The sequence below is a fragment of the Paraburkholderia aromaticivorans genome (assembly GCF_002278075.1).
GTDB classification, from domain to species: domain Bacteria; phylum Pseudomonadota; class Gammaproteobacteria; order Burkholderiales; family Burkholderiaceae; genus Paraburkholderia; species Paraburkholderia aromaticivorans.
The window spans coordinates 2,374,334-2,388,923 of record NZ_CP022990.1; the positions used below are offsets into that span (position 1 = coordinate 2,374,334).

The following is a 14,590-nucleotide window of genomic DNA, read 5'->3' on the forward strand; positions in this document are numbered from 1 at the left end:
ACGGTGGCATGGAATACCCAGTCGCGCACGCTGGAGATCGTCAGCGACGCGATTCCGGAGCACTGCGGGAAGAAGATCTTCGAACCTGTGCGTTGCAAGGGCACAGACAAGCTGGGCCGGCTGTTCGACTACCGGATCGACGTGCAGACCTTCGAGGCGAATGGCCTTCACGTCAACGACATGGACAGGCTGGTCGACGTCAGCAAGCTGGTGGGCAAACGCCTGACCGTGAAAATCGCCATTGAAGGCAGCGGCACGCAGGAGAGCGACGAGCAAAATATCGGCGCCGATGTTCGCGTGATCACGGGCGTGATTGCGGAGGTGAAGTGCATGGGTGCGGACGACCGGCGCATGTTCTACCGCCTGCGTCTGAGATGCCTGCTGTGGCTGGCGTCGTTGAATCGCGACAACCGGCATTTCCGTGACAGGACGGTAAGGGAAATCTCCGACGAGATCCTGAAGAAGTATCCGTTCAGTGTCCGGTGGAACCTCATCGGTGCGGGGAATGGAAGTCGGAACTATCCGAAGCGGGACTATCAGCGCCAGTTCTGGGAGTCGGACTTTTCCTGTTTGAACCGGCTTTGGCAGGAGTGGGGCATCACGTTCTATTGGGATGACGACACGCTGGTGCTGATGGACAACGCAGGCTACCCCGCGCACGGTCCTGCCTGCAAAACGGTGCGTTACCTCGAACGCGGCGGCCAGCGCATCGACGAGGAGCATATCCACAAACTCGAGTATTCGCGCGGGCTGACCACAGGCAAGGTGGCCGGGATTGATTACGACTACACGCGCGCAACGAACCGGCAGTTCAAACGAAGAATCTCGAACCACCGGGACGCCGCGCACGACAACGCCGAGGAATATACCTGGCTCGATTACGCGCAGCCCCAGCAGGGTGCGATGGGGTTGAATGCCGAACCGAACGACTACGAGTTCGAAGGCGATCATCTTGCGCGCGTGCGCGTCGATGCACACCGCAACAAGTCACTTGTCATCAAGGCCACGGGAAACCTGCGCGGCGTGATGACGGGGCATCAGCTCACGGTCGCGGGTCATCCGTTTGCACCCGTCAACCGCAAGTACATCGTCACGGGCACGAAGATCGAAATCGTGAACAACGATTCGGTCACGCAGGGCGGGACGCTACAGCGCGAGTACACGTGCAGGACTAAGTTCACGGCGATTCCGAACGACCACTACTACCGCACGCCGCAGAAGGCGAAGAAACCGCGCGCGTTTGCGGAGAAGGCCGTGGTCACCGGCCACGACAAAAAAGGCGTCCACACGGATGCGATGGCGCGTATCCGCGTCAAATTCATCTGGGACCGGGTGAGCCAGGCCGATGAGGAAGCATCGTGCTGGATACCGCTCATGCAGGTGTGGCAAGGGCAGCGCTACGGCATGAACTTCGTTCCGCGCGTGGGCGATCACGTCTATATCGGGTTTCTGAACATGGACCCGGACCGCCCCTTCATTCTCGGCAGCCACACAACCGATCGCAACGAGGCGCCGTGGGACCTGTACGCGAACCACGCGCTCTCGGGCTGGCGCAGCCAGGATCTGGACGGCTACGGCAAGGGATCGAACACGGTGGTGACCGACGACACTCCCGGCCAGCTCCAGGTGCAGGTGACCAGCGACCATGCCAACTCGAGGTTCGTGGCGGGCTGCAACGTGCGCATCGACGGGAACACAGGGCGCTCGCAGGCGCGCGGCGAAGGCATCGAGATTGCGACCGACGCAAATGCGGTCATGCGCGCGAACCGGGGCATGCTCATCACGACCGAGGCTCGCGACGGGGCAACGGCTCCCATGAAGGACATGGGCGAGACGATTGCGCGCCTTGACGAGGCCCGCACCCTGCACGACAGGCTGGCGGGAGATGCGCAGGCAAACGGCGCGCAGGATTCTGGCGGAGATCAGAAGGCCGTTGCCGCAGCGATCAGGGCGCAGAACCGTGCGCTGGCGGGCAAGACCGGGGCGGGCAAATTTCCTGAATTCGCCCAGCCTCACGTGACGCTGGCAAGTCCCGCCGGTATCGAGTCCACCACGGCGGGCAGCACCCATGTTGCGAGCGGCGAGCATCTTGCGATGACGAGTGGAGCCGATGTGGCCATTGCGGCGGGCGGGTCATTCTTCGGGACATTTGGCAACAAGTTGCGCATGACCGTCCAGAAAGCCGGAATGCGGCTCGTTGCAGTGTCGGGCGATATCGATCTGCGCGCGCTGAAAGACAGCATCAATCTCCTGGCGAGGCTCAATGTCACCGTCACGGCCGAGAAGATCACGATCAGCGCGAAGCAGGAAGTCGAAATCCGGGGCGGCGGCAGTTTCACGCGATGGAGTAGCGGGAAGATCTACCACGGCACGCCGGGGCAGTTTGAAATCCATTCCGCAGGGCGCCTGTTTACTGGACCGGATTCGGCTTCCCTTCCAACGCTTCCTGAATCGGCGCCTGGCCAGCAGGAGTTGCATTTCGCGCTAGGCGCACTGGCGAACGGCGCTGCTCACCGGTACGTGGAAGAACCCTATGAACTTTACCAGGGCAACGCGCTGATCGACAGCGGTGTGACCGACAGCTACGGGCGCGTAGTGGTGAAAGACCATCAGCCGGAGACGACGGAGTATTGCGTCAAGCTTTGCTATGGCGGCCAGTTCAGGCTGAAGGTCAAGGATGCACTCAATGCCGACGCCGACCATATCGATCAGCGCAGCAACCGGGGCGACCGTGCAGTCTGATAACTCATTTGAAAAACCGGAAACGGATCAGTCATGTCCAATCTGAAAACACAGAATCCCGTCGACGTCGCCATTACCGAAGTGGGCGGTCAGGCGCAAGGCTCGGTCCAATGGCTGCTCGAAAAGAAGACATGCCCGGACGCGCCCGAGATTACCGAAGGCAACGATCTCCAGTTCTTCATCTGCGGTCAGGAGGGCTTTGGTCAGTTATCCAAAGATCTGCGCGCTGCGAAGTCGACGGTCGATATTGTCTGCTGGGGCTTTGACCCGGGCATGGAAGTCGAGCGCACAGGCGAAGCGTGGCCGCGCGACCTGCGATACGGCGATCTGCTCGAACAGCTGGCCAAAGCTGAAGTGCGGGTCAGATTGCTACTCTGGTTTGATCCTCGCGCATCGAGAAAGCAGAACAGCATGCCGGGCTATACCGATGTGCCGGTTTCCCTCGCGACGAGCCCCATCCAGCGGATGGTCCAGGGGGATGACCCCTACGGCAATCCGGTGCGTCACGACTGGTGCAAGGCGTGGTGGAAACGGCATGGGCTGGAAAATGACCGCATTGACTCACGCAAGGCGCTGTACCCCGATCATCTTCAGATCGTGCTGCGCGGGATTGAAAAGCAGGCCGTCAAGGGTCTGCTGGCCGCGGACATCGCCGAGGAGGACCGGCCCGATTCGAGCTGGCTTAGTCCGGTTGACGAATCCGCGTTGCTGTGGAATTACCCGACGCATCATCAGAAACCCGTCCTGATCGACTATGCACACGATGGTGGCAGTAAGGCGGTGGGTTTTGTGATGGGACTGAATTCGGTCACGGACTTCTGGGATACGGCGGAGCACAAGATCGAAACGGGTCTGCGCGAAACGGGTGCGAGGTCCACGTGGGAAGGCGAGATCGATCACGAATACAGGAGCGATTTTGGCGGCGGCGATCCAGGCGAAGCGCAGAAGGTGGCGGCGATTCATGGCGGAAATTACACGTCCATCCGCCCTTATCAGGACTATGCCTGTCGGGTGGTGGGGCCGGCGCTGAGGCGGCTGCACGAAAATTTCGAGAACGGCTGGAATGCGTTTGCGCCTTCGCAATGGAAAACATCGGCGAAGGATGGCGATTCACTGCCGCCGAAGATTCCTACGCTTGCGAAAGACTCGGCGCAACGCGTGCAGATAGTCCGGACTCAGGCGGCGGAAGGGGAGAAGACTATCAAGAAGCTTTATTTCCAGGCTACGAGTATTGCGCGTAATTATATTTATATTGAAAACCAGTACTTTTTTTATCCGGAGTTTGCGCGTCATCTGAAGAATGAGCGAAGAAAGTTCTGCCGGGCATGGGCGAGGTTGGCGAAAAAGCCGATGACGGCCGTGCCAAATCTTCATCTGTTCATTGTCATTCCTCATCCAGAGGATGACGGAATGGTTCCCCGGACGTTCGACACGCTGACCGAACTGGGAAAGAGCGATGCAATGCCCGCGCAGGCGGGCTATGTCGATGAAGGGAAGGCCGATCAGCAATACGGCAACCATTCAACACAGGCGACTTACACCACCACATTCACGGACGAGTCGGGCGAGCCGGTCAGCATTGCTCGAACTCATCCAGTGCTGGATCGGCCTAGTCTGGAAACACTGGAACGGACGTTGGGGCTGAAGGTGAGCGTGGCGCGGCTATGCACGAGCGACTCGGTGGAAGGAAAGATGGCGTATCGGGAAATCTATATCCATTCGAAGTTGATGATCATTGACGATGTGTTCCTGACGCTCGGTAGCGCAAATTTGAACCAGCGCAGTATGTCGGTGGATAGTGAGATCAATATTGCGGCGACGGGGGCGGAGCATGCGGCCAGGTTGCGTGGTGCCGTGTTCGGGCTGCATTCTGACAATACAACTACTGGTGACGGCGGTCGGGAGGCAATGCCAGATGTTTTTGAAAGTTGGGAGCGCCTTGCAAACACAAATCTTGATAAATGGAAAGCGGGAAGGGAAAAATTGAAGGGATTCCTGATGAAATTCGAAGACCGGCGGTCTACCAATACGAAACATGCCATGAATACCGTACCTTCCTCCACGGACGGTGAAACCGCACTGACATGAAATTCACCCCCGCTCGATATCTGTTCGGTTTTTGCTTAGAGGCCAGTTCAAAAAGGCTGCTCCGTACGCCTGAAGATGTTCCAGCAGACGAGGGCGCAGCCGAATTTCAAGAATGCTTCGTGAATGTCAGCTCGACGATCGAAGCGTATGCGAAGACGACGGAAGTTGTGGAGCCACGAGTGAGTCCGTTCAACGACCCAACGGAATTTGCCCAGACCACTGCCATGTTCAGTGCGGCGCCTGGCGATCACCGGTTTGATGCCGCGTTCGCGCAATCGTTGACGATGCGGATCGGAATCGTAACCACGATCGGCATAGATGACTTTGGGTCTCTGAAGTGGTCGGCCGCGCGTGCCGCGGATCGGGGGAATCGCGTCGACGAGCGGCAGCAACTGGGTGACGTCGTTGCGGTTCGCGCCGGTCAGGATGGCGCTGATGGGAACGCCATTGGCGTCTACGAGGATGTGGTGCTTGGAACCGGGTCGCGAGCGATCCGTGGGGTTCGGGCCAGTTTTTCGCCCGCCCCAACGGCTCGTACCGACGAGGAATCGACGGCAGCGTATGAAAGATCGATCTGCCCGGCCTCGCGCAACTTGTCGAGCAGCAGTTCGTGTAGTCGATCCCATACTCCTGCTTTGCGCCAGTCGTTCAGTCGTCGCCAGCAGGTCGCGCCGGAGCCAAAGCCCAATACGGTCGGCAGGTAGTTCCATCGCAGACCGGTTTTCAACACGAACAGAATGCCATTCAACGCCGCCCGATCCGATACGCGCGGGCGACCAGGATGCTCTTTGCGCCGGGGCTTGGGCGGCGGCAGTAACGGTTCGATCAGTGTCCACAATTCGTCATCAATGATCGGCGCTTCCATCCCTTGGGTTCCATTGTTCAGGCATCCAAGGTTAACAGCTTGCCGAGAAAGTAAACAGCCCCCTCAGGGGTTTTTGAACTGGCCTCTTACTTTTCGGCTTGATACAAGCCGCGCTTGCCGGATCCCCAATTCACCAACTCATGGCCGCCATGTCCAGTTCCGATTCGCCTCGTTATACGAAACTGCCGCTGTTTGCTCCACATCGCAGGGATTTCACGTGTGTGTATCAGGAACAGCATCTGCCGCCTGTCGATCCGCAGGCCGAACTGTGGTTCCAGCAGGCACTCGCATCGGAACTTGATCCCAACATCTATTGGGAAGACAAGGACTGGAGAAAGATCTACCAGCTTTACTTGCAGGCTGCGGAACGCAACCACTGGAAAGCGATGCTCAATCTTGCCAGTCTGATCCTGAGTGACTACCCGATTCCCGTCAGAGATCCGGACATGGCAATTTCCTGGGTAGAGAAAGCGATGCAACTTGGGGTGCCCGATGCATGGGACACGATGGGTGTCTATCACATGAATGGCATCGTCAAGGGTGGAGACGCCACGAGCGCGTATGCATTCTTCCAGAAAGCCGCCGACATGGGCAGCCCGTTAGCCCAGGCGTTCCTGGGGGCGGCGCTGGATGCCGGCTGGGACAATCCGGGCAACGGATTCTGGGCTAATCTCCCTGTTGGGGTGAAGATGCTGGAATGTGCCGTGGCCCAAGGTTACGGCGACGCGGCGGATGAGCTTGGACTTGTATATGCTCGCCCCCACACACCGGAAGCAAATCTTCGCGCGTTAAAAGTTTTACATGAGGGAGTAAAGCTTGGTAGCGCAAAGTGTGCGAAGTCCCTCGGCGTTGAGTTTAGTGGTTTCTCTTTGTCTTCTGGCGACAATATCGCAGGCTACGTCGACATGGAAAGGTCCAAACGCTACAGGAAGATCGGTGACGTCTTGAAGTGGTACGAAGGCACCCTGAAGCTCCCCAATCTGGACAAGGTGTTGCCTCTTCCTCCGGCAGCCTTACCGAAATGGGACGGCGATGCGCAAACACTGATCGACGCAGCCAAGGCCGTTACTCCGCCACCAACATCTCCAGCGCACCCTTCACAGTCCGAACCTCACGCGGCTCTGACGAAAGCCGGATTGCTGAGACAACTCGCGGACCGACCCGAATCATTGCGCTGCAATGGTGGGCTCAAATGTCCACAGTCCGGCATATGGGAGGCTCGCGTGGCCGCAGCGCATCCGCTTGCCGCACTTTATAACCGATGGGACCGGCAAGCGTTCGTCGAGAAAGAGGCCAGCTTTCCCGATCCGCGACAGCAGCATCTGGACATATCGGCTCACGACGTCCGCTGGACCTGGCTGGGCAGCCCCAATCAGTTGCGCGTAGCGGATGTGTATGACATTGCATTGTAGGGCTTGTTTTGTGTTTGCCGCGTCGCGAGAGAAAGAACGGCACGGCAGCTTATGGCTGGCGCTCTCTATCGGGAGTTTTCCTGCCACCTGAAAAAGGAGCGGGAGAAGTTTTGCGACGTGTGGGCGAGATTGATAGAAAGGGATTCCTGATGAAATTAGAACGATGGTTAAGTCGCACTTACATGAAGTTCGCTCGCGTTCGATATCTGTTCGGTTTGTGGCTTCTTTTCGTCGTGGCACAAACCGCCCTTGCCGAATCCCCAATTCACCAGTTGATGACTGGCATGTCCAGTTCCGATTCGCCCCGTTATACGAAACTGCCGCTGTTTGCTCCGCATCGCAAGGATTTCACGTGTGTGTATCAGGAACAGCATCTGCCGCCTGTCGATCCGCAGGCCGAACTGTGGTTCCAGCAGGCACTCGCATCGGAACTTGATCCCAACATCTATTGGGAAGACAAGGACTGGAGAAAGATCTACCAGCTTTACTTGCAGGCTGCGGAACGTAACCACTGGAAAGCGATGCTCAACCTCGCCGCATTGATATTGAGCGGCTACCCGGTTCCCGTGAGGGACCCTGAGACGGCGATCCGCTGGGTGGAGAAAGCGATGCAACTTGGGGTGCCCGATGCCTGGGACACGATGGGTGTCTATCACATGAAGGGCATCGTCAAGGGCGGAGACGCTACGAGCGCGTACGCGTTTTTCCAGAAGGCGGCGGACATGGGTAGCCCGTCGGCCCAATCGTTCCTGGGTGCGGCGCTTGACGCCGGTTGGGACAATCCGGGCAACGGGTTCTGGGCCAATGTTCCCGTTGCGACGAAGATGCTGGAATGTGCTGTTGCCCAAGGCTATGGCGACGCTGCGTATGAGTTGGCGTTTCTCTATGCTGATCCCGGAACGCCTGAAGCTAAGTTTCACGCACTGAAACTGCTTCAGGAGGGTGCAAAGCTGGGTAGTGCAAAGTGTGCGGATAAATTGTCTGTTCAATTTAATGGCTTCGAATTGGCAAACGGTGGGAGTCTGGTCGGTCATGTCGATGAAGCCCGTGCAGATCGCTACAGCAAAGTCGGCGATATCCTCAGGTGGTACGAAGGCACCCTGAAGCTCCCCAATCTCGACAAGGTGTTGCCTCTTCCTCCAGCCCCATTGCCGAAATGGGACGGCGACGTGCAAACACTGATCGACGCCGCCAAGGCCGTTACTCCACCGCCACCAACACCTCCAGCACACTCGCCACAGTCCGAACCTCACGCGGCTCTAACGAAAGCCGGGCTGCTGAGACAACTCGCGGACCGACCCGAACCATTGCGCTGCAATGGTGGGCTCAAATGTCCACGGTCCGGCATATTCTCTATCGGGAGTTTTCCTGCCAGCTGAAAAGGAGCGGGACAAGTTTTTGCGACGTATCGCACAGTTGGTAGAAAGGATTGCCAATGAAATTAGAAAGATGCTTAAGCCACACTTACATGAAGTTCGCTCGCGTTCGATATCTGTTCGGTTTGTGGCTTCTTTTCGTCATGACACAAACCGCCCTTGCCGAATCCCCAATTCGCCAGTTGATGACTGCAATGTCCAGTTCCGATTTGCCTCGTTATACGAAACTGCCACTGTTTGCTCCACATCGGAAGGATTTCACATGTGTGTATCAGGAACAGCATCTGCCGCCTGTCGATCCGCAGGCCGAACTCTGGTTCCAGCAAGCACTCGCATCGGAACTTGATCCCAACATCTATTGGGAAGACAAGGACTGGAGAACGATTTACCAGCTTTACTTGCAGGCTGCGGAACGTAACCACTGGAAAGCGATGCTCAACCTCGCCGCATTGATATTGAGCGGCTACTCGGTTCCGGTGAGGGACCCCGAGATGGCGATCCGCTGGGTGGAGAACGCGATGCAGCTTGAGGTGCCCGATGCCTGGGACACGATGGGTATCTATCACATGAAGGGCATCGTCAAGGGTGGAGACGCCACGAGCGCGTACGCATTTTTCCAGAAAGCGGCGGACATGGGCAGCCCGTCCGCCCAGACGTTTCTGGGCGCAGCGCTTAACGCCGGCTGGGACAATCCGGGTAGCGGCTTCTGGGCTAACATTTCTGTCGCGACGAAGATGCTTGAATGTTCGTTAGCACAAGGCTACGGCGATGCTGCAGATGAGTTGGAGTTCATTTATGCCGCTCCTCGAACGCCGGAAGCCAGGCTTCGTGCGGTGACAGTTTTGCAGGAAGGGGCAAAGCTAGGTAGCGCCAAGTGCGCAAGCCTTCTTGGTAGTCAGTTTCGCGGCATGGGCCTTAGCGACGGCAAGAGTCTCGTCGGTTATGTCGATAAAGCACGGGCTGAGCGCTACGGGAAAATCAGCGACACCCTCCTGTGGTACGAAGGCACCCTGAAGCTCCCCAACCTGGACAAAGTATTACCTCTTCCTCCAGCCCCATTGCCGAAATGGGACGGCGACGTGCAAACACTGATCGACGCCGCCAAGGCCGTTACTCCACCGCCACCAACATCTCCAGCACATTCGCCACAGTCCGAACCTCACGCGGCTCTAACGAAAACCGGGCTACCGCCACAACCCGCGGCCCGCCCCCAACCAATGCGCTGCAACAGCGGGCGCAAATGCCAAGAGTCCGGCATACGGGAGGCGCGTGTGGCCGCCAGGCATCCGCATGCCCCACTTCACAACCGCTTGGACCGGCAGGCATTCGCTTGACGTAGCAGCGCAGCCCCAATCAGCTACGCGTACCGCGCTGCCCACAACACCGTATCGCGCGACATATTCACCCTTTCCTCGTCGAGATAAAGAATGACACGTCAGATTATCGTCACCGGTGACACATTGGCCCCCTTCGGTGGAGAAGTTATCGAAGGCTCAGAGATGGACAACATCGACGGTCGCAAGATTGCCCGCAAGAGCGACAGGGTGTATTGCGCAGAACACGGCGTGAATCCGATTGCCGAGGGAGACGACTCGACACTTGTCGACGACAGACCCGTAGCGCTCGAAGGGCATCGCGCATCGTGTGGCTGCACATTAGTGAGCCGGCAGCAAACATTATCGGTGGCGTGACGAAAACACGTACCTGTGCTGACCAAAAGAAGCAGCGCTTACACAGCAGAGCCGCCAGGCCACCTGCGGCTCCAACCCAATTTCCCGCATCAAGAGCTTTTCCGGGCCGCTCACGCAGCCCCTTTTCCGACGAGGTGTGTTGGTGAAACGAGCGGCACCCAATATTGCAATGTCAGTCACGCTGATCGATGACCTGGTGGCCACCCCGTGGCGACATGGTTTCATCGCGCTCATGCGCCGCATCAATGCGGACCCCGCCATCGCTCCGGTCGGCACCGCGCTGCTGCCGTACGCGGAACCGTTCCGCATCGGCCAGAAGCCGAGTCTCGTCTTCGCGCCGAGTGAAGTTGCCGAAGCCAGGATCAAGGACAACAGGTTGCATATCCGGCTTCATAGCCTGGGGATGCTGGGTCCGAACGGGCCATTGCCAATTCACGTTACAGAGATCGCCCGCGAGCGCGAAGCGCTGCGAGGTGACACGACGCTGAGCAATTTCCTCGACGTCTTTCATCACCGCTCGCTCGCGCTCCTGTACCGCGCGTGGGCCTCGGCGCAGGCCGCCGCCAGCCTCGACCGGCCGGATCACGACCGCTTCTCGTTCTACGTCGGCTGTCTTTCCGGCACGTCGCCGCGACGCGACCGTACCGTGAGGTTGCCCTCGCATGCACGCCTCGCGTCGGGAGCGCATCTGGTGCACGAGGCCCGCAACCCGGACGCGCTCGCCATGACGGTCGCGCACCGCTTCCACGTGCCCGCGCGCATCGACGAATGGTCGCTGCACTGGACCGTGCTGCCGCCGAAGCTTCAATGCAGGGTGGGGCAGGAGCGCATGTCCGCCATCCTGGGAGGCGGCGCGGTGCTGGGCGAACAGGTGCCCGGCAAGATGCACCGGTTCTGCCTCGTGCTCGGGCCGCTCGACATCGAGACATACCACCGCCTGACGCCACGTGGTGCTGACCTGCTGCGGCTGATCGCTCTGGTACGGGCGCACATGGGCCTAGAGTATGAGTGGCTGCTGGAACTGCAGATCAGGCCGCAGGATGCGACCTGCGCCAGCCTTGGCGACAACCAGCAGCTCGGCTGGTCGGGCTGGCTCGGGGAGCCGCCCAAGGGCGAGCCGGTCGTGGGCATGCGCTTCGAACCCGAACTGTACGTGAAGCAGCTTGTACGGAACATGCAGCACACCAGACGCCAGGCATAGAGGTCTCAGTGAGCCGTGCAAAGAATTCGCGCCGATGATTCCAGCGTTCAAGAAAGAGCGCGTCGCTCCCGGCCGCCTGGTATCGATCCCGCCAAGGAGAAAAGCCAGGCAATAGAGAACTTCATCTGCATAGCCGATGAACTCCACACCCGGCCGCTGCGCCCCTACACACTCCGCCCCCTCAATGCCCAATTGAACACCCGCCGCGCATCCGAAACCGGCCGCATCAACCGGTCGAACAACTGTGCGACCGCGCCGTCCAGTTGAGCGAGTGCCGGCGCCTTATGCACATCGATATCAGCGTCGATCGTCACAGAAGCACGCTCATCGGAATCACCACCCGCAGCACGCGCCACGCCGTTATAGCGCGCAATCAACGAATCGAGCCGCGCCACGATCGACTCGACATGCGCCGCGCCGACCTCGGCCGCATTGAGCGCTGTCCTTTCGCGCAACCCGCCGCGCCGCGCGGAATCACTCAACACCCGCGCCCAATGCAGACAACACAGCAGCGAACCGGTCGCCAGCTCGACATCGGGATTCCACACCACCACGCGCTGCGTTTGCAGCGGCCGCAGCGCGATGCGCAGATCGTGCCAGCTGCGATCGAGCTTGCGCATCGCCGGAAGCGCATCAGCCGCCAGCGCTCCCGACCCGGTGAGCCGCACCACTTCACGCAGCGCGCCCAACACCGAGGCCAGCCGCGTCTCGACATGCCGCGTCGCGGCAAGCGGCATCATCAGGATCGCGACAGCGAACGACACGACGCAACCCACCAGCACTTCTTCAATTCGCAATTCGACCAGCGGTCCCATCGCGAACCCCAACTCGCCGTAGACCAACCCGACGAGTACGGTAATAAAAAACACTCCCGGCGCGTACGCGTTCAGGATGAAGTAAGCCCAGCCGAACACGCACAGCAGTATCGCGGCGACCAGCAAAACCGGCGAGTCCTGCAGCGGCGCAACCAGCGACACGCTGACGAGCGCGCCACCCAGCGTCCCCACGAGGCGCTGCGCGCCGCGATACACCGTATCGGCGCGCGACCGCGTGCCGAGGAACACGACGAATGTGGTAATGACCGCCCAGAACCAGCGCTCCGGCGAAAGCGAGTGACCGATCAGCATGGCGAGCAACGCAGCGGTCGTGGCGCGCGTGGCGGGGAGCCAGCAAAGCTTGCTGCGCAAGTCGGCAAAGCGCTGCGACGCAGTCAGCGCGACCGCGCCGCCGGCTGAGGCAAACGCAGCGCGCCGCGCGTCGCTATCTTGATGCGCCGTCTCCCTGAGCCGCGCAATCGCGTGACGCAATACGCGAGCGTTCGCCTCGACGCCGCCATCCGCGTGGCCCGATGCAAACGCATACTGCCCGGCCGCCACTTCCACTTCGACGATCCGTTCACGAATCGTTTCGGCATCGGACGGATTGAGCAGCGCCAATTGTTCTTCGAGCGAGAGCGCGGCTTCGTTCAACGCGGAGAGATGCGCCGCCACCGGAGCGTGAAGCACGCGCGACGCGCGCAGCGTCACCGTGTGGACCGCGAGGCGCAAGCTCGTTGCGGCCCGCGTCGGCACGATCACGCGGCCCACCAGCGCGACCATCAGCGGGCCGAACGCGGACAGCAGGAGCGACTGCACGAGATGCGTCGTCGAAGGATGCAGGTACAGGCCGAGGTAAAAACACACCACGCCGAGCATCGCACAACCCAATGCACGCGGACCGCAAGCCTGACACAGCATGCCCACGAACATCACGGCGAGGAAGCCGGCATCGCCGGCCAGCGGAAACCGGCTCAGCACGCTCGCCGCAGCGAAGCACGCGCACGCACACAGATAGAGGCAGACGAGCGTACCGAACCACGCGGGCCGCCGCGCGTCGCGCACGAACAGCGGCGCGACCATCGCAAAGAGGATGCCGGGTGCGGCGAGCGTGATGGGGTGATGCCGGGAGGCGGTCCACGCGATGCTGGCCACGCCGGTGAGCAGGCAGGCGAGCGCAACGCGCAGCGCGGTATGAAGACGTACGAGCCCCGGGTCCGCGGCAAGCAGGCGGTCGGCGACGCGCGAAAACGCGGCAGCAATCATGATCGATGATGTCCAGGCTAAATAGCCGCCACCGGCTTTTGGCCGATTGCGACAAGGCGGGCGCGCGGGCCCGCCGACTTCGTATCGCCGGACTGGGTCGCCATGCCGGGATCACCGGCCAGCAGCCCCGACCGACGACGGGCGATAGCACCCGAACGGACACACCGGAACGCGCTGCAAAGGGTGGCGCAGCGCATCCGGCGGATTCGGGTTTTCCCGGATGATACCTGGTCAAAATTACGATTGTCGAGATTTGCGGCGGAGCAGCAGGGCTCGGCGCGCCCCGCGCCACGCCAGGTCATCCCGAAGCCGCGTCAGGTCGCGTCGTGGAAGATCACCCCGAGCGTATGCCGCTGGCCCGAGCGCAGGCGGCTCACACCATGCCGCAAATTGACCCGGTACGGGCCGCGCGTCCCTTGTACCGGACGGTGATGGACGGCGAACACCACCGCGTCGCCCTTGCCGAGGGGCACCACTTCCGTGCGCGATTGCATTCGCGGACGCTGCTCCGTCATGACGAATTCGCCGCCGGTAAAGTCCGCGCCGGGCTCGGACAGCAGAATCGCGACCTGGAGCGGAAAGACGTGTTCGCCGTAGAGATCTTGATGCAGGCAGTTGTAATCGTCGATGGCGTATTGGAGCATGAGCGGCGTAGGCCGCGTCTGACCGGCGGCGTGGCAGCGCTCGATGAACTCCGCATGCATGGCCGGATAGCGGACGTCGATACCCATCACCTCGTTCCAGCGATTCGCCACCGGCGCGAGACACGGATAAAGCGCGGTCCGCAAATCCGCGATCAACGGCGGCAGCGGATAAGCGAAGTATTTGTATTCGCCGCGCCCGAAACCATGGCGCGCCATCACGACGCGGCTGCGGAACAGCGCTTCGCGCGGATAGAGCGCGGTCAGCGCGTCGCATTCTTCCGCCCCGAGCAGATTGCTCAGCATCGCGCAGCCGTACGCGTTCAAGCCTTGTTCGACATCGAACCAGTCGAGCGCCCCGATACGCTGCGCGAGCGAGCCGGCCGCCTGCGCTTCATCGTCTTTGCCATCCGGCTTCCGGATCGCATCGGCCCCGAACTGCAACTCCAGTGAATGCGATTGTTGAGCTTTCGCAACCGTATCCATAAACCCT

Annotated in this window: 10 protein-coding genes; 7 read left to right on the plus strand and 3 right to left on the minus strand. The window is 60.3% G+C overall.

The window, feature by feature from the left end; all coding sequences use genetic code 11:
- The first annotated feature begins 3 nt into the window (after window positions 1-3).
- Together CJU94_RS30210 and CJU94_RS30215 are read left to right on the plus strand one after the other, a co-directional pair.
- Window positions 4-2,742, plus strand: a complete 2,739-nt coding sequence (locus CJU94_RS30210; protein ID WP_095422242.1) for a type VI secretion system Vgr family protein — start codon at window positions 4-6, stop codon at window positions 2,740-2,742.
- A gap of 33 nt (window positions 2,743-2,775) precedes the next feature.
- Window positions 2,776-4,830: a phospholipase D-like domain-containing protein gene (locus CJU94_RS30215; protein ID WP_095422243.1), complete on the plus strand. Its 2,055-nt coding sequence runs from the start codon at window positions 2,776-2,778 to the stop codon at window positions 4,828-4,830.
- 47 nt (window positions 4,831-4,877) lie between these two features.
- On the opposite strand, the gene CJU94_RS30220 is transcribed toward CJU94_RS30215, so the two are convergent.
- Window positions 4,878-5,695, minus strand: a protein-coding gene (locus tag CJU94_RS30220) for an IS5-like element ISRme6 family transposase (RefSeq protein ID WP_095422244.1) whose coding sequence is annotated in 2 segments (ribosomal slippage) — window positions 4,878-5,347 and window positions 5,347-5,695 — 819 coding nt in all. Because the reading frame shifts where the segments join, the coding sequence is not laid out codon by codon here.
- Window positions 5,696-5,835: 140 nt separating this feature from the next.
- Here CJU94_RS30220 and CJU94_RS30225 point away from each other — a divergent pair.
- The 5 genes from CJU94_RS30225 to tssG all read left to right on the plus strand — a co-directional run bounded on the left by CJU94_RS30225 (window position 5,836) and on the right by tssG (window position 11,375).
- Complete coding sequence (locus CJU94_RS30225) at window positions 5,836-7,107, plus strand: SEL1-like repeat protein (protein ID WP_167397584.1); 1,272 nt, start codon at window positions 5,836-5,838, stop codon at window positions 7,105-7,107.
- A gap of 149 nt (window positions 7,108-7,256) precedes the next feature.
- Window positions 7,257-8,486, plus strand: coding sequence for a tetratricopeptide repeat protein (locus tag CJU94_RS30230; protein ID WP_095422860.1), 1,230 nt, complete (start codon window positions 7,257-7,259; stop codon window positions 8,484-8,486).
- A gap of 56 nt (window positions 8,487-8,542) precedes the next feature.
- Entirely contained in the window at window positions 8,543-9,817 is a 1,275-nt protein-coding gene (locus tag CJU94_RS30235; RefSeq protein WP_095422246.1) for an SEL1-like repeat protein, read from the plus strand.
- Between the two features lie 93 nt (window positions 9,818-9,910).
- Window positions 9,911-10,174 (plus strand): PAAR domain-containing protein, encoded by a 264-nt coding sequence (locus CJU94_RS30240; protein ID WP_011490773.1) that lies wholly within the window; start codon window positions 9,911-9,913, stop codon window positions 10,172-10,174.
- Window positions 10,175-10,343: 169 nt separating this feature from the next.
- Window positions 10,344-11,375 (plus strand): type VI secretion system baseplate subunit TssG, encoded by a 1,032-nt coding sequence (gene tssG / locus CJU94_RS30245; RefSeq protein WP_167397585.1) that lies wholly within the window; start codon window positions 10,344-10,346, stop codon window positions 11,373-11,375.
- Window positions 11,376-11,539: 164 nt separating this feature from the next.
- Here the strand turns inward: tssG and CJU94_RS30250 are convergent, their stop codons facing one another.
- Both CJU94_RS30250 and CJU94_RS30255 read right to left on the minus strand, forming a co-directional pair.
- A complete protein-coding gene (locus CJU94_RS30250; protein ID WP_095422247.1) occupies window positions 11,540-13,456 on the minus strand; it encodes an FUSC family protein in 1,917 nt (638 codons plus the stop codon).
- A 314-nt stretch (window positions 13,457-13,770) separates the two neighbouring features.
- On the minus strand, window positions 13,771-14,583 hold the full coding sequence (locus CJU94_RS30255) for a 2OG-Fe(II) oxygenase (protein ID WP_208645380.1): 813 nt from the start codon (window positions 14,581-14,583) through the stop codon (window positions 13,771-13,773).
- Between the last annotated feature and the right edge of the window lie 7 nt (window positions 14,584-14,590).